Here is a 19558-nt window from a genome sequence, read left to right as displayed (position 1 = left end):
ACAGATCAGGGCCGCTGAAGCGGCCCTGATGATTAGTTGATACGCGCGCCGGACCCCCCCTCTTCCAGCGGCCCATCAGGATCGGCGGGCAGGACGATATAGACCCCTTCAAACACAGCGCCACACTCATCATTGCCAAACAGCTCAACTTCGAGCTGCACACGCGCTTTACGTCCGCGCGCCAGGCGGTCGAGATCGCCGCTTAATGAGCCCAGATCGGCAATCGCGCCAGGCCGTCCGCTGATGGGGTGGCTATAGCGAATGTGCGCATCCGCCAGAATAATGGTGCCACCCAGATGACGCTCGCGCAGCAGCAACCAGATCAACCCCCAGCCGGTCAGCGTTGCCAGCGAAAACAGGCTGCCAGCGAACAGCGTCTGGTGTGGATTCTGGTTGCCCGCTTCCGGCATGGTGGTGATAAATTTTTGCCCGGTAAACTGCAGAATACGGACGCCCATCTTTTCGCTGAGCGGGATATGATCATACCAGGCCTGTTGCAGCTGACCGCACCAGTCGGCGCGATGCAGGATATCGTCAAGCGTGACGACCGGTTTGATCATCAGAAAGTGACGTACCGGCGTCGTCTGCGGCGCGGTAATCTCGCCCTGATTGATGTAGCCGAGTTTAGCGAAGAAAGCGACAGCATCTTCGCGGGCACTGCAGGTTACCCGCTTAGCCCCTTCCTGACGCGCCACGGATTCCAGCGTCATCGCCACCAGAGTACCCAATCCCTTGCCCTGAACCGAAGGATGAACGGCCATGAAGCGGATAGCGGCCTCATTGTCGGCATTAATATAGAGACGGCCGATGGCGACCGGATTTCCCTGCTCATCAACCACCATCTGATGATGCGCCAGCGCATCCCAGGCGTCACGTTCCGACCCCTGCGGCTGACGCAGAGGTTTACGCAACATCTCCCAGCGGAACTGATAATAGATATCCAGTTCTTCCGCCGTCTGTGGCACGCGAAGGTGATACATGTAATGTTTCTCCCGCTCGGATGTGTGGCCAGTTCCCTGCCGCTCAGCTGACGTTCTCACACCTGTAACCAGAACGTCACAGGACCATCATTCACCAGCGAGACCTGCATATCCGCAGCAAAACGGCCATTAGCCGTGGTGATGCCCTGCTTGCGACAGCAGTCGCTGAAATATTCATACAGCCGCTCGGCTTCAGCGGGCTCGGCGCCACCCGAAAAGGAGGGACGCATCCCTTTTTGGGTATCTGCGGCCAGCGTAAACTGTGACACCACCAGCACGCTTCCGCCCGCCTGGCGAATACTCAGGTTCATTTTGCCCTGCTCATCACTAAAGATGCGATAGCCCAATACGCGTTCTGCGAGACGTTCCGCACGCGCGTTGTCATCGCCCTTTTCCACGCCCAGCAAAACCAGTAAACCGGCATCAATTTCACCGACCACTTCCTGATTGACGCTGACGCTGGCGCGCTGTACGCGTTGAATCAATGCAATCATGTTTCCTCGCGTTGCTCCTCTTTGTGTTGCTGCTTTAACTGCCGATAATCGGCTAACGCAACGGTGATTTCAGCGCCTAACAACACAATACACCAGGTCCAGTAGACCCAGAGAAACAGAATGGGGATCACGGCCAGTACGCCGTAGATCAGCTGATAAGAGGGGAACATAGTAACATAGAGCGCAAAGCCCTTTTTGCCCAGCTCAAACAGCGCACCGGCAACCAGCGCGCCAATCAGCGCATCGCGCGGCGGCACTCGCTGGGTAGGAACGATGCTGTAGAGCAACCAGAAGGCGAGCCACGACAGCAGGAGCGGGAAAATACGCAGCATCTGATCGACCAGGCTGGTGACGCCTGTCGCGTTAATCCAGCGCAGCGACAGCAGATAGGAGCTGATCGCCAGACTGGCACCGGCCAGTAACGGGCCAAGTGTCAGGATCATCCAGTAGACCGCAAAGGAATAGACCATCGGCCGCTTCTTGTTGCTGCGCCAGATGGTGTTTAACGCGGTATCGACGGAATGCATCAGCAGTAAGGCGGTAACAATCAGGCCGACCGCTCCGACCGCCGTCATCCGGTTTACGTTAGCCACAAACTGCTCAAGATAGCGTTGCAGCGTGTTACCTGCAGCCGGCATCAGATTGGTAAAGACAAAGTGCTTCAACTGCACACTGATATCAGAGAAGACCGGAAACGCCGCAAACAGGGCAAACACCACCGCAATCAGCGGCACCAGCGCCAGCAATGAGACATAAGCCAGATTACCGGCCTGGGTCGTCATGCCATCCTCATCAATGCGTTTCCACAACAGTTTGAGCCACAACCAGAACGCATGCAGCCCGGGACGAAATTTACGTGACATCATGAATTACTGTTGACCTGCAAACCAGTTGGGTACCGTTTTACTGTCAGTAACCAGTACACTTTCAATACCCAGGGCGCGGGCCGCCTCAATGTTTTGTGGATTATCGTCAAAAAATACCGCCTGATCGGCAGCCACACCTTCTGCGTCCAGCACATGCTGGTATATCCGGGCTTCCGGTTTACGCATGCCCAGCTCCTGGGAGAGATAGAGCTTGTCGGCTGCCTGCTGCACGTCCGGATACTGCGTTGGCCAGAATTCGCAATGCAGTTTGTTGGTGTTAGAGAGGATCACCACCCGATGACCTTCCAGCCGCAGCCGGTTCATCAGCGCCAGGATTTCCGGACGCACGTCAACGAATACCGCCTGCCAGCCAGCGGCAAACTGTTCATAGCTCAGCGCGATTTCCAGCTTTTCACACAGCGCCAGCGCGAAATCTTCATCGCTGATCTCGCCACGTTCGTGTTGTTCAAACGCCTCATCCATCTGGAAATGGCTTTGCAGCGAGGCCAGCGGCACACGACTAAGGTCACTCCAGACACCCAGCACGCGGTTAAAGTCGATATCGATAATCACATTGCCCAAATCAAAGATATACAGCATGGTGTGTCTCCTTCTGTTCCCTGGAGTATTCACTCTAGCGGCAAAAGGGCAGGCTGAACAGGCACTCGCGGAGAGAAAAGCGTAAACGGCAGCGGGCAGCTAAAAAGCGCGACCTATCCCACAAATAATCGCTGGCCCGGCTGAAGAGGCAGGAATTTCAGGCAAAAAAAAAGCCCCGCAGGCGGGGGCTCTTTATCAGTTAAAGGCGCAATTATGCGTCTTTAGGACCACGTGATGCACGTTTACGGTCATTTTCAGTCAGGTGACGTTTACGGATACGCACTGACTGTGGTGTAACTTCTACCAGTTCGTCATCATCGATGAACTCGATCGCCTGCTCAAGGGTCATCTTGATTGGCGGAACCAGCGTCGTGGCTTCATCAGTACCTGAAGCACGCATGTTGGTCAGTTTCTTACCGGTCAGGCAGTTAACTGTCAGGTCGTTAGAACGGCTGTGAATACCGATGATCTGGCCTTCATAGACTTCTGCACCGTGACCCAGGAACAGCTTACCGCGGTCCTGCAGGCTGAACAGTGCAAACGCAACTGCTTTACCCTGACCGTTGGAGATCAGTACGCCGTTCTGACGCTGGCCCACTTCGCCCGCACGAATGTCATCGTAGTGGCTGAAGGTAGAGTAGAGCAGACCGGTACCGGAAGTCATGGTCATGAATTCGTTACGGAAGCCGATCAGGCCACGGCTTGGGATCACGTAGTCGAGACGTACGCGGCCTTTGCCATCCGGATCCATGTTTTTCAGATCGCCCTTACGCTCACCCATGGCTTGCATGACTGAACCCTGGTTGTTCTCTTCGATATCCAGCGTAACGTTCTCGAATGGCTCCTGTTTACGGCCATCGATTTCGCGGAAGATAACTTTCGGACGGGATACCGCCAGTTCGAAACCTTCACGACGCATGTTTTCGATCAGAACTGACAGGTGAAGCTCACCACGACCTGATACGCGGAACGCGTCAGCATCTTCGGTTTCTTCAACGCGCAGTGCCACGTTGTGAACCAGTTCTTTGTTCAGACGCTCAAGGATCTGACGTGACGTCACGTACTTACCTTCTTTACCGCAGAACGGTGAGGTGTTGACGTTAAAGAACATGGTAACTGTTGGCTCATCGACACTCAGTGCTGGCAGCGCCTGCACGTTCTGTGGATCACAGATGGTGTCAGAGATGTTCAGCTCGCCCAGACCGGTGATAGCAATGATATCGCCCGCTTCTGCCAGGTCGCTGTCGATACGCTCAAGACCCAGGTGAGTCAGGACTTTACCGACTTTACCGTTACGGGTTTTGCCTTCGCTATCGATGATAGTGACTTGCTGGTTAGGCTTAACTTTACCGCGCTTGATACGGCCGATGCCGATCACGCCCAGGTAGTTGTTGTAGTCCAGCTGAGAGATTTGCATCTGCAGTGGGGCGTCAGCCTCAACCTGCGGAGGCGCAACGTGGTCGACGATCGCCTGATACAGCGGGGTCATATCGTCAGCCATGTCGGTGTGCTCAAGACCAGCAATACCATTCAGCGCAGAGGCGAAAATGATAGGGAAGTCGAGCTGCTCATCAGTAGCATCCAGGTTAACGAACAGGTCAAAGACCTGATCAACAACCCAATCCGGACGCGCACCAGGGCGGTCTACTTTGTTGATAACCACAATCGGCTTCAGACCATGCGCGAACGCTTTTTTGGTCACGAAGCGGGTTTGCGGCATAGGGCCATCCATCGCATCTACAACCAGCAGCACCGAGTCCACCATGGACATGACGCGCTCAACTTCACCACCGAAGTCGGCGTGTCCCGGGGTATCAACGATGTTGATACGGTAGTCATTCCACTTAATGGCGGTGTTTTTTGCGAGGATGGTAATCCCACGCTCTTTCTCCAAATCATTGGAGTCCATCACGCGCTCTGTTGCTTCGGTACGGGCATCAAAAGTACCGGATTGTTGCAGCAGTTTGTCAACCAGGGTGGTCTTTCCATGGTCAACGTGCGCGATGATGGCGATGTTACGCAAATTTTCGATCACAGCTTTGCCTCAGGCATTAGAAATAGCGCGTTATTGTACACTGATTAAGCGGAAGACTGAACACGATCACACTTTTCACTGAAAGTTTATTGCATGGAGGCCAATTTGCCCTGTTACCGGTGCAGAAAATGCACTAAGTTGGTCTTATGCACCAAAATAGTGCCGTCAGACGACCGTTAAGCACCACACTGGTGCAATAAAACGATCGTGGTGCAGCCGCTTTATGACAAAAAGGTGCACCACAAGGCGATTTAAGCAACATCAAAAAAGTTGGCACAGAATTCGCTTTATCTAAATCAAGCGTAAACGCCAGACAGATGTCGGTTGAAGAGCGTGCCGGAAGAGGTTGGTCAGGGAGTTGTTTTCCCGCAATGTATTCCGGAAACGACGTTTCCTCGCCATGTAGATAATGAAAGACCATTTCCAGGAGAGTTGAGTATGTCCGCTGAACACGTTCTCTCGATGATGAACGAGCATGAAGTTAAGTTTGTTGACCTGCGTTTTACCGATACCAAAGGTAAAGAACAGCACGTTACGATCCCTGCTCACCAGGTTAACGCTGACTTCTTCGAAGAAGGCAAAATGTTCGATGGTTCGTCTATCGGCGGCTGGAAAGGCATTAACGAATCAGACATGGTGCTGATGCCTGACGCCACCACGGCGGTCATGGATCCTTTCTTCGAAGATTCTACGCTGATCATCCGTTGTGACATCCTCGAGCCAGGCACCATGCAGGGCTACGACCGCGATCCACGCTCTATCGCTAAGCGCGCTGAAGATTTCCTGCGCTCTTCCGGCATCGCTGATACCGTACTGTTTGGACCAGAACCAGAATTCTTCCTGTTCGATGACATCCGTTTCGGCTCATCGACGTCCGGTTCACACGTTGCTATCGACGATATCGAAGCGGCATGGAACACCGGTAAAGAGTACGAAGGCGGTAACAAAGGTCACCGTCCAGGTCTGAAAGGCGGCTACTTCCCGGTTCCACCGGTTGACTCATCACAGGACATCCGTTCTGCCATGTGTCTGACCATGGAGCAGATGGGCCTGGTTGTTGAAGCGCATCACCACGAAGTGGCGACCGCGGGTCAGAACGAAGTGGCAACCCGCTTCAATACCATGACCAAAAAAGCGGACGAAATTCAGATCTACAAATATGTGGTTCACAACGTTGCGCACGCTTACGGCAAAACCGCGACCTTTATGCCGAAGCCTATGTTTGGCGACAACGGTTCAGGCATGCACTGCCATATGTCACTCTCCAAAGGTGGCCAGAACCTGTTTGCTGGCGATAAGTACGGCGGCCTGTCTGAAATGGCGCTGTTCTACATCGGCGGTATCATCAAGCACGCTAAAGCGATCAACGCCCTGGCGAACCCGACCACCAACTCTTACAAGCGTCTGGTCCCGGGTTACGAAGCACCGGTTATGCTGGCTTACTCTGCCCGTAACCGTTCAGCCTCAATCCGTATCCCGGTTGTTGCCAGCCCGAAAGCGCGTCGTATCGAAGCGCGCTTCCCGGATCCAGCGGCTAACCCATACCTGGCGTTCACCGCACTGCTGATGGCTGGCCTGGATGGCATCATCAACAAAATCCATCCTGGCGATGCGATGGACAAGAACCTGTATGACCTGCCACCGGAAGAGGAAGCTGAGATTCCAAAAGTTGCAGGCTCTCTGGAAGAAGCGCTGAATGCACTGAACGAAGACCGCGAGTTCCTGACCCGCGGCGGTGTATTCACTGACGAATCGATCGATGCTTACATCGAACTGCGTAAAGCAGAGATGGATCGCGTTCGCATGACGCCACACCCGGTTGAGTTCGAGCTCTACTACAGCGTTTAACTGGTCAGACGTTTTTTGTTGCCGTGGAAACTTTTAGCCCATCTTCGGATGGGCTTTTTTCTCCGCGAATTCACCGTTCATTCGCCCTCTTTTCGGCTTAAAGACTAAAATGCACCTCTTTAGTGCAGAGGAACGCTGTATGGCAACTGGCTCTCTGCCCGATGCAGGGCAGATTCTCAACGCGTTAATCAACAGTATTTTGTTGGTGGATAACGATCTGGTTATTCATTACGCCAACCCGGCGGCGCAGCAATTACTGGCGCAAAGCTCACGCAAATTGTTCGGCACGCCGTTACCGGAATTAACCGGCTACTTTTCGCTGAATATCGAGGTGATGCGCGAGAGTCTTGAGGCTGGCCAGGGATTTACTGACAGTGAGGTCACGCTGGTGGTAGATGGTCGCGCGCACATTATGTCGCTGACCGCCCAGCGGTTACCCGATGGCTTAATCCTGATGGAAATGGCGCCGATGGATAATCAGCGTCGTCTCAGTCAGGAGCAGTTACAGCACGCCCAGCAGGTGGCCGCTCGCGATCTGGTTCGCGGCCTGGCCCATGAGATTAAAAATCCGCTGGGAGGATTGCGCGGCGCGGCACAGCTTTTATCCCGCGCCCTGCCCGATCCCTCGCTGAATGAATATACCAAAGTGATTATTGAACAGGCCGACCGGTTGCGGAATCTGGTTGATCGTCTGCTGGGGCCGCAGCAGCCGGGCATGCACATCACGCAGAGCATTCATCAGGTGGCCGAACGGGTGGTCAATCTGGTGTCGATGGAGCTGCCGGAGAATGTCTCGCTGGTACGGGATTATGATCCCAGCCTGCCGGAACTGCCGCACGATCCCGATCAGATTGAACAGGTGCTGCTTAACGTGGTGCGCAATGCGCTTCAGGCGCTGGGCGACGATGGCGGCACCATTATTATCCGCACCCGCACGGCTTTCCAGCTGACGCTGCACGGCACGCGTTATCGGCTGGTGGCACGTATTGATATTGAAGATGATGGCCCCGGCATTCCGGCCCAGCTGCAGGATACGCTGTTTTATCCGATGGTCAGCGGACGCGAAGGCGGTACCGGTTTAGGCCTCTCCATCGCCCGTAGCCTGATTGATCAACATTCAGGAAAAATAGAATTTAACAGTTGGCCGGGACACACCGAATTCTCGGTTTACCTGCCTATTCGCCAGTGAGGTTTCTATGCAACGAGGGATAGTCTGGATCGTCGATGACGATAGCTCCATCCGCTGGGTGCTTGAACGCGCGCTCACTGGAGCCGGTTTGAGCTGTGCGACTTTTGACAGCGCAAGCGAGGTGCTGGATGCCCTCTCAACCAAGACCCCGGACGTTTTACTGTCAGACATTCGCATGCCCGGTATGGATGGCCTGGCGCTGCTGAAACAGATTAAACAGCGTCATCCGATGCTTCCGGTCATCATAATGACGGCGCATTCTGATCTGGACGCTGCCGTCAGCGCCTATCAGCAGGGTGCCTTTGATTACCTGCCTAAGCCGTTTGATATCGATGAAGCGGTTGCGCTGGTCGAGCGTGCTATCAGCCACTATCAGGAGCAGCAGCAGCCACGTAATCAGCCGGTCAGCGGACCCACCACCGATATCATCGGTGAAGCGCCCGCGATGCAGGATGTGTTCCGCATCATCGGGCGATTATCGCGCTCGTCGATCAGTGTGCTGATCAACGGCGAGTCCGGTACCGGTAAAGAGCTGGTGGCCCATGCGCTGCATCGCCACAGCCCGCGCACCAAAGCGCCCTTTATCGCGCTCAACATGGCGGCGATCCCCAAAGATTTAATTGAATCAGAACTGTTTGGTCACGAAAAAGGCGCCTTTACCGGGGCGAACCAGATCCGTCAGGGCCGTTTTGAGCAGGCGGATGGCGGCACGCTGTTTCTGGATGAGATCGGTGATATGCCGCTGGATGTGCAGACCCGTCTGCTGCGCGTGCTGGCCGATGGCCAGTTCTATCGCGTTGGTGGCTATGCGCCGGTCAAAGTGGATGTGCGTATTATCGCGGCGACCCACCAGAATCTGGAATTACGCGTACAGGAAGGCAAGTTCCGTGAGGATCTGTTTCACCGCCTGAATGTGATTCGTGTGCATCTGCCACCGCTGCGTGAGCGTCGTGAGGATATCCCGCGTCTGGCGCGTTATTTCCTCCAGGTAGCGGCGCGTGAGCTGGGTGTGGAAGCGAAGATTCTGCATCCGGAAACCGAGACAGCGTTAACCCGACTGCACTGGTCAGGTAACGTGCGTCAGCTGGAGAACACCTGTCGCTGGCTGACCGTGATGGCTGCGGGTCAGGAAGTCCTGATTCAGGACCTGCCCGGAGAACTATTTGAATCCAGTACGCCGGAGAATCCGGTACAGTCGCTGCCTGACAGCTGGGCAACGCTGCTGGCACAGTGGGCCGATCGCGCTCTGCGTTCCGGTCATCAGAATCTGCTGTCAGAAGCCCAGCCGGAGATGGAGCGCACGCTGCTCACTACTGCGCTGCGTCATACGCAGGGCCACAAACAGGAAGCGGCACGTTTGCTGGGCTGGGGACGAAACACGCTGACGCGCAAGCTCAAAGAGCTGGGCATGGAATAAGCGGTTCAGTTCGGGCTGGTGAAGTCTGTCAGCCCGTTTCTTCAGATAACGCGGGAGAACTGCTGCTGACGCGCTTTCTGACGCAGATAGCGATCAAAGCACATGCAGATATTGCGGATCAGTAACCGGCCAATTCCCGTCACCTCCAGCCCCGTAGCGGTTTGTTCCACCAGCCCATCGGCTATCAACGGTTTCAGCAGCGCCAGGTCCTCAGCAAAATAGTCGCTGAAGCGAATGCCCCATTGCGCTTCTGTCGCGGCAAAATTCAGCGAGAAGTTACAAATCAGCGTTTTTATCACGTCCCGACGCAGGCAATCATCGTCGGTTAAGGCGATGCCACGCCACAGGCCATTTCCCTGCTGTTCCACACAATTGTACCAGGTATTAAGGTCTTTCTGGTTCTGCGCATAACTGTCGCCAATCATGCTGATGGCAGAGACGCCAAGCCCCAGCAAATCGCTGTCGCCCTGCGTCGTGTATCCCTGGAAATTGCGATGCAGCTGGCCTTTGCGCTGCGCGATAGCCAGTTCATCCTGCGGCTTCGCAAAGTGATCCATTCCAATGAACTGGTAGCCCTGCTGAGTCAGGGTTGCGATGGTCTGCTGTAAAATATCCAGCTTTTGCTGAGCCGATGGCAGTTCACCCTCTTTGATTTTACGCTGTGCCGCGAACATCGCCGGCAGATGCGCATAGTTAAAGACGCTAAGACGATCCGGGCTCAGCGCCAGTACCCGCTCCAGCGTCCAGGCGAAGCTGGCGGGCGTCTGCAGGGGTAAACCATAGATGAGGTCAATGCTGGTCGAGCTGAACCCCTGTTCACGGGCACGCGCCATCAGCCCGAAAATCACCTCTTCATCCTGTACCCGGTTAACCCGCTCCTGCACCGATTTGTTGAAGTCCTGCACCCCCATGCTCAGCCGGTTGAATCCCAGCGATCGCAGGTGATCAATCACATCCAGCGCAATTTCCCGGGGATCCACTTCGATCGACATTTCGGCATCATCGGCCACGCTGAAATGCTGCTTCAGTAAACCCACCAGCCGGGAAATCTGCGCATTGTCGAGGAAGGTTGGCGTGCCGCCGCCCCAGTGAAGCTGCGTGACCTGACGCTGACGAAACAGCGGCGCACGCTGAATAATCTCCTGCTCAAGCACATCCAGATAGCGATCCGCTTTGTGGCGCTGACGCGTCACTATCTTATTGCAGCCGCAGAAGTAGCAGAGACGATGGCAGAAGGGAATATGGACATAGAGCGACAGCGGACGATCAGGGTAACGCGCCACGGCACGCTGGAAGTCGTTTTCCGCGTACTGCTCGCTGAACTCCAGCGCAGTGGGATAGGAGGTGTAACGCGGGCCGGCATAATTGTACTTTTCAATTAACGCCTGATCCCACTCAATCTGCTGCGATGGCATGCTCACTCCTTCCGGTGACGTCGTCTGAGAGAAGGTCGCGAAGAAGAGGAGATAAAAGGTGAGCGGGATGAGACCCGACGTAAACGTTGCTTCAGACGCGACAGGCGTCGTAGTTTAAACAATAACCACAGCAGATAACATGTCGCCAGCAGCGCGAAAATTGATCCAGGCCAAAACATTGTCGTTTACCTGTTAAGCGCGGCATGCGGGTAACGCATGCCGATCAAATTTGCTTAGTTGCCTTTCAGCAGACGGTACATATCTTCTTCAGCCTGCTCATCTTCGGCATCATCCATCACAATGCCTAACTGCTCCATCAGTTCATCGATACGATCCAGCGAGGCATCCAGCCAGCCCTGATCTTCAGCCGACAGCGTTTCGCCATTTTCCAGCCGATCCAGCAGCGCATCCAGACGTTCGTCATTTTCCAGCTTCGCCAGCTCTTCTTCTGGTGTCAGACGCACTTTCTTCTCTGCTGCCGGTTTTTCTGCGCTTTTCTTTGGTTTAACGGCAGCGGTTTTTCCTTCAGCGATCAGGGCCACCGGTTTTTTACTCCCGATGCGCGGATCTTTGACGCTGTCCGCCTGACGTCCGCCATTGTTTTCGGACGCAGCCGGATTAGCACGGCTGCCAGATGCATGTCCGCGATGCTTTTTATCACGTTTGCGATCGCGTGCTTCATGGTTGATATCGTCACGCGATTTGCGTTTGGCTTTGACGGCAGGTTTGCCGTTAGCAGCTCGTGCAGGTTGCTTCATAGTATTCGGTCCCGGCTTTTTTTATTCAGTATAGAATTGCGGCGAAATCTAGCAGAAAGTAGACAAAGAAAAAAGGCGACAGCTCAAGCTGTCGCCTTATTTCATACCTTCATAAGAAGGAATCATGTTTTAAATCCTTTTCGGCTCGTAACATCCCGGTTAATCCCGCGCCTGCTCAACTCCTGAGCTATTCCTTATCCCTGTCTGGCCGCATCCCTGACCCTGTTCCATTCCATCGCTCATAACCCTCCTGGTATCCCTGAGCGCATCATCCTGATGTGTGCTGCCGTGCACTGCACACTAATGTAGACCAACTGGTAAAAGCCTCAAGTCAGTGTCAAAAATAGTTAGTTCAAAAAAAGAACGTTTTAAGATAAGGGGTTGAATTACATATTTTTTTATTTTTAGTAATTAAAGTAAAAAGCGAAATAACCCGCACCGTGAATGGCAAATCTCTTACAAAGTTTGTTACCGAGATGCGATTGAGCACTTTCGCGTCATAACGCGTATAATCGCCCGCATTGCCTTAATGCGTTTTCTGGAGTGTCACCTTGTCTGAATTGAATTACCACGTTACCCACTTTGTCATGAGCGCGCCGGATATCCGCCATCTGCCTGCCGATACCGGAATTGAGGTGGCTTTCGCTGGCCGCTCGAACGCGGGAAAATCGAGTGCGCTGAATACGTTAACCAATCAGAAGGGTCTGGCGCGTACCAGTAAAACGCCGGGACGTACGCAGCTGATTAACCTGTTTGAAGTGAAAGAAGGTAAGCGTCTGGTCGACCTGCCCGGTTACGGTTATGCCGAAGTCCCGGAAGAGATGAAGCTGAAGTGGCAGCGCGCGTTAGGTGAATACCTGCAAAAACGTCAGGCGCTGAAAGGACTGGTTATCCTGATGGATATCCGTCATCCGCTGAAAGATCTCGACCGGCAGATGATTCAGTGGTCAGTGGAAAGTGGCATTCCGGTGCTGTTGCTTCTCACTAAAGCAGACAAACTGGCCTCAGGTGCCCGTAAAGCGCAGCTCAATGTCGTGCGTGAAGCCGCACTCGAATTTGTTGGTGATGTGCAGGTAGAGCTCTTCTCATCTCTGAAGAAAATCGGCGTGGATAAGGTTCGTCATAAGCTGGACAGCTGGTTTAATACGCTTGAACCTGCGGTTGAAGATCAGGACGCGGAAGAGTGAGTGGCAACCTTGTGCCGGTGATGCTGACGGTACAAAAAGCCCAATAAAAAACGCCCCAGTCACAGAATGACTGGGGCGGCTAAATTCAGCCAAATCCGATTACGTGAAGTAAAAGGTCTGAAAGATAGAACATCTTACCTCTGTACCCTACGCGACGAACTTTACCTGATTTTCTGTGCGTGACAAAGGCTTTTTTGTTGCTTACTTACATGAAACAGGACTTTTTTTACCATGCACGTCACAAAAATAGCGTTGCGATGTAGTTTAATGACGAAAAAAATGTTTAGACCATAAGCAGTTAGAAAAGTGTTTTCTCTCAGTGCCAGCGTTGACCACGCTAAACCGGTCAACTAAACGATTTTCTTATACCTGATTCAGGGCCGGTTCTGTTCTTCAGAACCGACCACACGCATCGAATCAGTGGGCTTCATCCCAGTTGTCACCCACACCGACTTCAACCAGTAAAGGTACGTCGAGCTGTACGCTACCTTCCATCAACGCACGGATTTTCTGGCTCGCCTCTTCAACCGCCCCGGCTTTGACTTCGAACACCAGTTCATCGTGAACCTGCATGATCATTCTGACGGCATTGTCGTTTTGCTGTTCCAGCCAGTTATCCACGGCAATCATTGCCCGCTTGATGATATCCGCTGCCGTTCCCTGCATCGGCGCATTGATCGCGGCACGTTCAGCGGCTTTCCGGCGAATGGCGTTACCGGATTTAATATCGGGCAGCCACAGCCGACGGCCTTCCAGCGTTTCGACATAGCCTTTACTCGCCGCCAGCTGGCGTGTGTTCTCCATATAGCGCAGGACGCCCGGATAGCGTTCAAAGTAGAGATCCATATACTTTTTCGCTTCACCCGCACCGATATTCAGCTGACGCGACAGGCCAAAGGCGCTCATGCCATAAATCAGACCAAAGTTGATCGCTTTGGCGCTGCGACGCTGTTCGCCGCTGACCTTATCCAGCGCCACGCCAAACACTTCGGATGCCGTCGCGCGGTGGATATCTTCGCCCTGGGCAAAAGCGTCCAGTAATCCTTTGTCCTGAGAGAGATGCGCCATGATACGCAGTTCGATTTGTGAATAGTCTGCCGCCACAATGCGATGGCCTTTGGCCGCAACAAATGCCTGACGGATTCGGCGTCCTTCATCATTACGCACCGGAATGTTTTGCAGATTCGGATCGGCAGAGGATAAGCGTCCGGTTGCGGTGACGGCCTGATGATAAGAGGTATGTACCCTGCCACTGATCGGATTGATCATCAGCGGTAATTTATCCGTATAAGTAGACTTAAGTTTGGATAAGCCGCGATGCTCCAGAATCACTTTGGGTAACGGATAATCAAGTGCCAGCTCGGCTAACACCTCTTCGCTGGTTGACGGCGCGCCGCCTGGTGTTTTCTTTGTGGGCTTGATGCCCTGTTTTTCAAACAGGATCACCTGAAGCTGCTTGGTGGATGAGAGGTTGAAGGGTTCCCCCGCCAGCTCATGCGCTTTCAACTCAAGCTCAGCCAGTCGGGCCGTCAGCTCTTTCGAATGCTGCGCCAGAATAGACTGATCGATCAGCACACCGTTGCGCTCTATGCGCGAAATCACCGTCAGTAACGGCATCTCAATCTGTTCGAAGACTTTTTTCGGGCCAGCTTCTTTCTCCAGCTCTGGCCACATCTTCAGATGCAGCTGCAGGGTCACATCTGCATCTTCTGCAGCGTAATGGGATGCCTGCTCTAACGCGATTTGATTGAACGTCAGCTGATTTTTGCCTTTACCGGCGATCTCCTGGAAGGTCACGGTTTTATGGTTAAGCCAGCGAGCGGCCAGGCTATCCATGTCATGTTTGCCCACCACGCTGTTGAGGATATAGGACTCAAGCATGGTGTCGAATTTGATACCGGCCAGTTCAATGTCGTAGTTTTTCAGCACGCCGCGATCGTATTTCAGGTTCTGGCCAACTTTCCATGCGCTCTCATCTTCCAGCAAGGGCTTGAGCTGTGCCAGAACGGTAGCGCGATCCAGTTGATCAGGCGCATCAAGATAGTCATGGGCAACCGGCAGATAGGCGGCTTCACCGGGCGCCACCGCGAAGCTGATGCCGACGATATTAGCGCTCAGGGTATCCAGCGCGTCGGTCTCCAGATCAAACGCAAAGACTTCGCTGTTTTTCAGCTTCTCCAGCCAGCTATCAAAGAGATCCTGATCCAGAATGGTGACATAACCCTCGGTCGGTAACACGCTGCTGGTTTCAGCCACCGGGGCCGGTTCATCGGCCTGCGCTTTTTGCGCCTGCGTAGTGCTCTTTTTACCCTGCAGCCATTTACCGTCCTGCAGGTCACTCAGCCAGCGTTTGAACTCGTAACGACTGAACAGGGCCTGCAATGCCTCTGTATCGGGTTCAGTGACTGTGAGCTCTTCACAGGGCAGCGCCAGCTCAACGTCTGTCTTAATGGTCGCCAGCTGATAAGAGAGAAAAGCCACATCACGATTCTGCTCAAGTTTGGTCGCCATGGTTTTGGCACCACGAAAGCCGAGATCGGCCACTTTGTCCAGATTGTCATAGATCGTCCGCATGCTGCCCAGCCCCTGCAGCAACGCCTGTGCCGTTTTCTCACCGACGCCTGGCACGCCAGGAATGTTGTCGGAGCTATCACCCATCATGGCAAGGAAGTCGATGATCAATGCGGGTGGAACACCATATTTCTGCTCAACCTCTTCTGGTCCCAGAATGGTGTTGCTCATGGTGTTAATCAGCGTGATGGCGGGCGTGACCAGCTGCGCCATATCTTTGTCGCCAGTGCTGATCAGCACTGAGAGACCCTTTTTCTCCGCTTCCAGCGCCAGCGTACCGATGACATCATCAGCCTCGACGCCGCTCACAGCCAGCAACGGCAGCCCCATCGCCCGCACCATCTCATGCAGTGGTTCAATTTGTGCACGGAGCTCGTCAGGCATCGGGGGACGATGAGATTTGTAATGCTCAAACAGCTCGTCCCTGAAGGTTTTGCCTTTGGCATCGAACACCACAGCAACGTGACTCGGATTGTATTGCGCCAGCAGGCTTTTCAGCATGTTGAGCACGCCGTACATGGCACCAGTGGGTTCACCTGCACTATTGGTCAGCGGCGGAAACGCGTGATACGCGCGATAAAGGTAGGATGAGCCATCGACCAGAATCAGGGGATTTTCTGCTATTTGCGCCATAAGTCTGTGTAGTCTTCGTTGCTATGAGTTGGGCTATAAGGATGCCACAACCAGGCAGAAATGGTGAACTAAGGCGTGCCACGTCTGGAGTTTTTCACGCTTTTGGGGACAGGATCGCAACGATCGTTCTGTGGATAACTTTGTGCGTAAAAATTATAACGCGCTGTTTTTCAGGAAAATAAATAATCGGCACTTGAATAAAAACCATAAATTTCATTGGCTTATTTAATTTCCGTGACCCGATCGCTATTTTTAATAGCGCGATCCCTTGTGTGGATATTAAATTTATGCCCTGGAGATGGACAAAAATTGGCCCGTTGTTCAAAGGCATAAAAAAAACGCCAGCAGAGCTGGCGTTTAACGGGGGTGTGAGGCTGATTACTTCTGGCTTACCAGGAATTTAACCACGTTCGCATAGTCTGCGACGAAATTATCCATAGAGCTGGTATCAAGACCGCCGTTGTTAACCATGTATTTGCCATTCACGAAAATAGCAGGCACACCACGCAGATCAACATCAGCAGCGGCTTTTTGCTGCTGCGCAACCAGCGCTTTTACGGCGAAGCTGTTCCAGGCTGCATCATAGTCCGCCGCAGAGATACCGGCCGCTTTGACAAAGGTCTCTTTCAGACTGGCAGGATCGGTGATGGTCTGCGTTTTCTGAATGCCATCGAAGATCGGTGCTGTCACTTTATCTTCAACGCCCAGCGCCATCGCGACAGCCCAGGCCTGGGTCACGACCGGCCCCAGCTCTCCACCGAGAAAATCGACGTGGTATTTCACCATCTTAGTGTCAGCAGGCAGATTCTTTTTCACCGCGTCATTGACGTGATAAATACGTTCAAACTGATAGCAGTGCGGGCAGAAGAAGGAGAAGAACTCCATCACCTGAGGTTCGCCGGCCACAGGTTTAGGCAGACTCACATATTGTTTACCTTCAGTGAACTGGGCAGCAGATGCGCTGAATGCCAGCACTAAACCCATCAGTGCAAACCAAATTTTTTTCATCGTGAAAAATTCTCCTGACTACGTCATTAATATTGCGGTGTCAGCTGCAGAGGAGGTTCCTGCAACAGCTTCTCCTGCTCGGTAAAGAGTGAAATTTGCCTGCGCCAGAAATCTTCATCTGTCATCCAGGGGAAAGCGCGCGGAAAAGCGGGATCCTGCCAGCGTCGGACAACCCAGGCCAGATAATAAACCATGCGCATGGCGCGTAAAGGTTCAATCAGTGACAATTCATTAATATCAAAATCACTGAACTCACTGTACGCCTCCAGCAGTATATCCCATTGAATACGCTGTTCCTGACGATCGCCGCTGATCAGCATCCAGAGATCCTGCACGGCCGGGCCATTACGGGCATCATCCAGATCGACAAACAGCGGTCCGTCACGCCACAGGATATTACCCGGATGGCAGTCGCCATGTAATCGTAGCGGCTGCCACGTGGTGTGCCACTGTTGTTGCAGCGTGTTTCCCAGCTTATCGATAGCCTGTAGCAGTGCGACTTTAAGCGATGCAGGCACTAACAGAGAGTGCTCCAGCACCTGCCGGGGTTCATGCAGATATTCATCCAGACCGATGGCAGGCCGATGCCTGAACAGCGCTTTACGCCCGGTCTGATGAATGCGGCCCAGGAAGCGGCCTACCCACTCCATCTGATCTTCGTTGTCTGTCTCATATTGCCGTCCGCCCAGGCTGGGGAATACGGCAAAGAAGAAGCCAGCGTGACTGTGCAGTGTCTCACCCTTTAACCGCAGTGGCGCCGCGATGGGCACTTCGTCAGCCAGCAGATCAAGTGCGTACTGATGTTCTTCAGCAATCTGTTCGGCACGCCAGCGCTGTGGGCGATAAAACTTCGCAACATAGCGGCGTTTTTCGTCGTCGCTGAATTGATAAACCCTGTTCTCGTAGCTGTTCAGGGCTGTCAGACCCGATTCGACGCGAATTCCTGTGTCCCAGAGCGCATCAAGCAACACGTCGGGATTCAATGTCTGGAAATTAAAAGCAGCGTCGCTCATCATGTTACCTGTAGTTGCCCTTGCAAATAGCAGCCAAGGATAACACTACTCGTCCTGTTTAATGACACCCCGTGCGCGGAGCAGTGCTGTTTTGAAATCAACTTCATAGTCTTTTTTCAGGCCTGGGATCTCATCATCGCTGGCTGAGTCACGCATCTTGAGATGGTAAATTAATACATCATCGGTTAATTCACTTAACGGGCCACGGAAACCAGATTCCTGAGCCAGTTTCTGCAAAAATGTGACCAGATTAAGATCAGGCTCTTTTTGCCAGGCGGGTTGCAGCAACGCGATTAACTCGTTTAAACGATGGCATTTCATTCAGATTTCTCCTTTCACAGTGCGTCATCAGCGAGGGCACAGTCATGACAATATTAACCGGCATCATTCTGGCCGGTGGTCAGGGCCGCCGTATGGGTGGTCAGGACAAAGGGCTAGTACAGCTGGATGGCAGGCCGCTTTATCAGCATGTCCTTGAACGGCTCAGGCCACAAGTCGACATTGTCATGATTAATGCGAATCGTAATATTGATCGCTATCAGTTAAGCGGATGTCGCGTGGTGCAGGACGTCTTTGAGGATTATCCCGGTCCGCTGGCCGGTATCTACAGTGGGTTGCTCGCCATCGATGGTGAATGGGCCGCTTTTTGCTCCTGTGATACGCCTGCAATACCTCTCAACTTCGTAGAAAAACTGGTCGATCAACGCGGAGATGCGCCGGCAGCCTGGGTACGTTCACAGTCGCGCGATCACCCGACGCTGGCGCTGATTCATCGGGAGATGGCTGCACCTCTTTATGACTATCTTCAGGCTGGAGAACGACGTCTTATGCATTTTCTGCGTGACCACGGTGGTCATGCTGTCCGGATGGATGATGATGAGGCCGCCTTCCGCAATATCAACACACCTGATGACCTGAACAACAGAGGCTGACATGTCATTACCTATACTTGCCATTGTGGGCTGGAGTGGAACCGGGAAAACGACGCTATTGCAGCAGGTGATACCGATTCTCGGTGATAAAGGTATTCGCGCAGGATTGATTAAACATACCCATCATCAGATGGATGTGGATACGCCTGGCAAAGATAGCTATCTGCTCAGAAAAGCGGGTGCCAGTCAGGTAATAGTGGCCAGTTCAGAGCGATGGGCGCTGATGTGTGAGACGCCGGAAAAGCAGTCGATTAATCTGCCTTATCTGCTCAGCCGCATGGATCACGCTACGCTTGAGGTCGTGCTGGTCGAAGGCTTCAAAGATGAACCCGTACCTAAAATTGTTTTATGGCGGGCCGGGATCAAGGGTGGGATCGAGGAACTGCTTGATGAGCAGGTAATCGCTGTCGCCAGCGACCAGAAATTAACGCTGAACGTGCCAGTTCTGGATATAAATCGTCCGGACAGCGTTGCAGACTTCATTGCCGACTGGCTTGAGAAACGCTGAAATGGATGTTGTGATGCAGTTTTTCACGATCTGCAGACGTAAAAAAGCCCCGCACTTTCGTGCGGGGCTTCTTCACTTATTTAATGCCTGGCAGTTCCCTACTC

17 protein-coding genes are annotated in these 19558 nt (G+C 53.3%); 6 read left to right on the top strand and 11 right to left on the bottom strand.

Annotated features, from left to right (window positions below; genetic code table 11):
* Window positions 1-32 precede the first annotated feature (32 nt).
* The 5 genes from fabY to typA all read right to left on the bottom strand — a co-directional run bounded on the left by fabY (window position 33) and on the right by typA (window position 4975).
* On the bottom strand, window positions 33-980 hold the full coding sequence (gene fabY / locus AFL22_RS16245) for a fatty acid biosynthesis protein FabY (RefSeq protein WP_010258423.1): 948 nt from the start codon (window positions 978-980) through the stop codon (window positions 33-35).
* 56 nt (window positions 981-1036) lie between these two features.
* Window positions 1037-1474 carry a D-aminoacyl-tRNA deacylase gene (dtd, locus tag AFL22_RS16240; protein WP_052271767.1) on the bottom strand — a complete coding sequence of 146 codons (438 nt, stop codon included), beginning with the start codon at window positions 1472-1474 and terminating at the stop codon, window positions 1037-1039.
* Complete coding sequence (locus AFL22_RS16235; protein ID WP_010672108.1) at window positions 1471-2340, bottom strand: virulence factor BrkB family protein; 870 nt, start codon at window positions 2338-2340, stop codon at window positions 1471-1473. Before AFL22_RS16235 ends, dtd begins: the two co-directional genes overlap by 4 nt.
* A 3-nt stretch (window positions 2341-2343) precedes the next feature.
* Window positions 2344-2940 carry a glucose-1-phosphatase gene (yihX, locus tag AFL22_RS16230; RefSeq protein ID WP_010258428.1) on the bottom strand — a complete coding sequence of 199 codons (597 nt, stop codon included), beginning with the start codon at window positions 2938-2940 and terminating at the stop codon, window positions 2344-2346.
* A 211-nt stretch (window positions 2941-3151) separates the two neighbouring features.
* Window positions 3152-4975: a ribosome-dependent GTPase TypA gene (gene typA, locus AFL22_RS16225; protein WP_010258429.1), complete on the bottom strand. Its 1824-nt coding sequence runs from the start codon at window positions 4973-4975 to the stop codon at window positions 3152-3154.
* 438 nt (window positions 4976-5413) lie between these two features.
* Between typA and glnA the strand changes: the two genes are divergently transcribed.
* The 3 genes from glnA (at window position 5414) to glnG (ending at window position 9429) form a co-directional block, all read left to right on the top strand.
* On the top strand, window positions 5414-6823 hold the full coding sequence (gene glnA / locus AFL22_RS16220) for a glutamate--ammonia ligase (RefSeq protein ID WP_010258434.1): 1410 nt from the start codon (window positions 5414-5416) through the stop codon (window positions 6821-6823).
* 139 nt (window positions 6824-6962) lie between these two features.
* Window positions 6963-8012, top strand: coding sequence for a nitrogen regulation protein NR(II) (gene glnL / locus AFL22_RS16215; RefSeq protein WP_008926971.1), 1050 nt, complete (start codon window positions 6963-6965; stop codon window positions 8010-8012).
* A 7-nt stretch (window positions 8013-8019) separates the two neighbouring features.
* On the top strand, window positions 8020-9429 hold the full coding sequence (gene glnG / locus AFL22_RS16210; protein WP_010258440.1) for a nitrogen regulation protein NR(I): 1410 nt from the start codon (window positions 8020-8022) through the stop codon (window positions 9427-9429).
* Between the two features lie 41 nt (window positions 9430-9470).
* Here the strand turns inward: glnG and hemN are convergent, their stop codons facing one another.
* Complete coding sequence (hemN, locus tag AFL22_RS16205) at window positions 9471-10844, bottom strand: oxygen-independent coproporphyrinogen III oxidase (protein WP_052271766.1); 1374 nt, start codon at window positions 10842-10844, stop codon at window positions 9471-9473.
* A gap of 233 nt (window positions 10845-11077) precedes the next feature.
* Window positions 11078-11602 (bottom strand): Der GTPase-activating protein YihI, encoded by a 525-nt coding sequence (yihI, locus tag AFL22_RS16200; RefSeq protein WP_010258445.1) that lies wholly within the window; start codon window positions 11600-11602, stop codon window positions 11078-11080.
* A gap of 551 nt (window positions 11603-12153) precedes the next feature.
* On the opposite strand from yihI, the gene yihA reads away from it, so the two are divergent.
* Window positions 12154-12789 (top strand): ribosome biogenesis GTP-binding protein YihA/YsxC, encoded by a 636-nt coding sequence (gene yihA, locus AFL22_RS16195; RefSeq protein WP_052271765.1) that lies wholly within the window; start codon window positions 12154-12156, stop codon window positions 12787-12789.
* Window positions 12790-13206: 417 nt separating this feature from the next.
* Here yihA and polA read toward each other — a convergent pair whose 3' ends face one another.
* The 4 genes from polA to AFL22_RS16170 all read right to left on the bottom strand — a co-directional run bounded on the left by polA (window position 13207) and on the right by AFL22_RS16170 (window position 18335).
* Window positions 13207-15993, bottom strand: coding sequence for a DNA polymerase I (gene polA / locus AFL22_RS16190; protein WP_052271764.1), 2787 nt, complete (start codon window positions 15991-15993; stop codon window positions 13207-13209).
* Window positions 15994-16371: 378 nt separating this feature from the next.
* Window positions 16372-17001, bottom strand: a complete 630-nt coding sequence (dsbA, locus tag AFL22_RS16180) for a thiol:disulfide interchange protein DsbA (RefSeq protein ID WP_010672112.1) — start codon at window positions 16999-17001, stop codon at window positions 16372-16374.
* A 26-nt stretch (window positions 17002-17027) separates the two neighbouring features.
* On the bottom strand, window positions 17028-18014 hold the full coding sequence (locus AFL22_RS16175) for a serine/threonine protein kinase (protein ID WP_052271763.1): 987 nt from the start codon (window positions 18012-18014) through the stop codon (window positions 17028-17030).
* 45 nt (window positions 18015-18059) lie between these two features.
* The gene (locus AFL22_RS16170; RefSeq protein WP_003850728.1) at window positions 18060-18335 is read right to left on the bottom strand and encodes a YihD family protein; all 276 of its coding nucleotides are present in this window, start codon (window positions 18333-18335) and stop codon (window positions 18060-18062) included.
* A gap of 44 nt (window positions 18336-18379) precedes the next feature.
* On the opposite strand from AFL22_RS16170, the gene mobA reads away from it, so the two are divergent.
* Together mobA and mobB are read left to right on the top strand one after the other, a co-directional pair.
* Complete coding sequence (mobA, locus tag AFL22_RS16165) at window positions 18380-18946, top strand: molybdenum cofactor guanylyltransferase MobA (protein ID WP_052271762.1); 567 nt, start codon at window positions 18380-18382, stop codon at window positions 18944-18946.
* A 1-nt stretch (window position 18947) separates the two neighbouring features.
* Window positions 18948-19454, top strand: coding sequence for a molybdopterin-guanine dinucleotide biosynthesis protein MobB (gene mobB, locus AFL22_RS16160; protein ID WP_052271761.1), 507 nt, complete (start codon window positions 18948-18950; stop codon window positions 19452-19454).
* Window positions 19455-19558 lie beyond the last annotated feature (104 nt).

It is taken from the genome of Pantoea sp. CFSAN033090 (assembly GCF_001264395.1).
GTDB classification, from domain to species: Bacteria; Pseudomonadota; Gammaproteobacteria; order Enterobacterales; family Enterobacteriaceae; genus Pantoea; species Pantoea agglomerans.
Note: the sequence above shows the minus strand (reverse complement) of the source record. Positions and strands in the feature narration are given on the sequence as shown.

What these genes read in the sequence shown, in the direction of transcription:
- fabY (WP_010258423.1), bottom strand. Translation starts at nt 980, where the DNA reads ATGTATCACCTTCGCGTGCCACAGACGGCGGAAGAACTGGATATCTAT.
- dtd (WP_052271767.1), bottom strand. Translation starts at nt 1,474, where the DNA reads ATGATTGCATTGATTCAACGCGTACAGCGCGCCAGCGTCAGCGTCAAT.
- AFL22_RS16235 (WP_010672108.1), bottom strand. Translation starts at nt 2,340, where the DNA reads ATGATGTCACGTAAATTTCGTCCCGGGCTGCATGCGTTCTGGTTGTGG.
- yihX (WP_010258428.1), bottom strand. Translation starts at nt 2,940, where the DNA reads ATGCTGTATATCTTTGATTTGGGCAATGTGATTATCGATATCGACTTT.
- glnA (WP_010258434.1), top strand. Translation starts at nt 5,414, where the DNA reads ATGTCCGCTGAACACGTTCTCTCGATGATGAACGAGCATGAAGTTAAG.
- glnL (WP_008926971.1), top strand. Translation starts at nt 6,963, where the DNA reads ATGGCAACTGGCTCTCTGCCCGATGCAGGGCAGATTCTCAACGCGTTA.
- glnG (WP_010258440.1), top strand. Translation starts at nt 8,020, where the DNA reads ATGCAACGAGGGATAGTCTGGATCGTCGATGACGATAGCTCCATCCGC.
- hemN (WP_052271766.1), bottom strand. Translation starts at nt 10,844, where the DNA reads ATGCCATCGCAGCAGATTGAGTGGGATCAGGCGTTAATTGAAAAGTAC.
- yihI (WP_010258445.1), bottom strand. Translation starts at nt 11,602, where the DNA reads ATGAAGCAACCTGCACGAGCTGCTAACGGCAAACCTGCCGTCAAAGCC.
- polA (WP_052271764.1), bottom strand. Translation starts at nt 15,993, where the DNA reads ATGGCGCAAATAGCAGAAAATCCCCTGATTCTGGTCGATGGCTCATCC.
- dsbA (WP_010672112.1), bottom strand. Translation starts at nt 17,001, where the DNA reads ATGAAAAAAATTTGGTTTGCACTGATGGGTTTAGTGCTGGCATTCAGC.
- AFL22_RS16175 (WP_052271763.1), bottom strand. Translation starts at nt 18,014, where the DNA reads ATGAGCGACGCTGCTTTTAATTTCCAGACATTGAATCCCGACGTGTTG.
- AFL22_RS16170 (WP_003850728.1), bottom strand. Translation starts at nt 18,335, where the DNA reads ATGAAATGCCATCGTTTAAACGAGTTAATCGCGTTGCTGCAACCCGCC.
- mobA (WP_052271762.1), top strand. Translation starts at nt 18,380, where the DNA reads ATGACAATATTAACCGGCATCATTCTGGCCGGTGGTCAGGGCCGCCGT.
- mobB (WP_052271761.1), top strand. Translation starts at nt 18,948, where the DNA reads ATGTCATTACCTATACTTGCCATTGTGGGCTGGAGTGGAACCGGGAAA.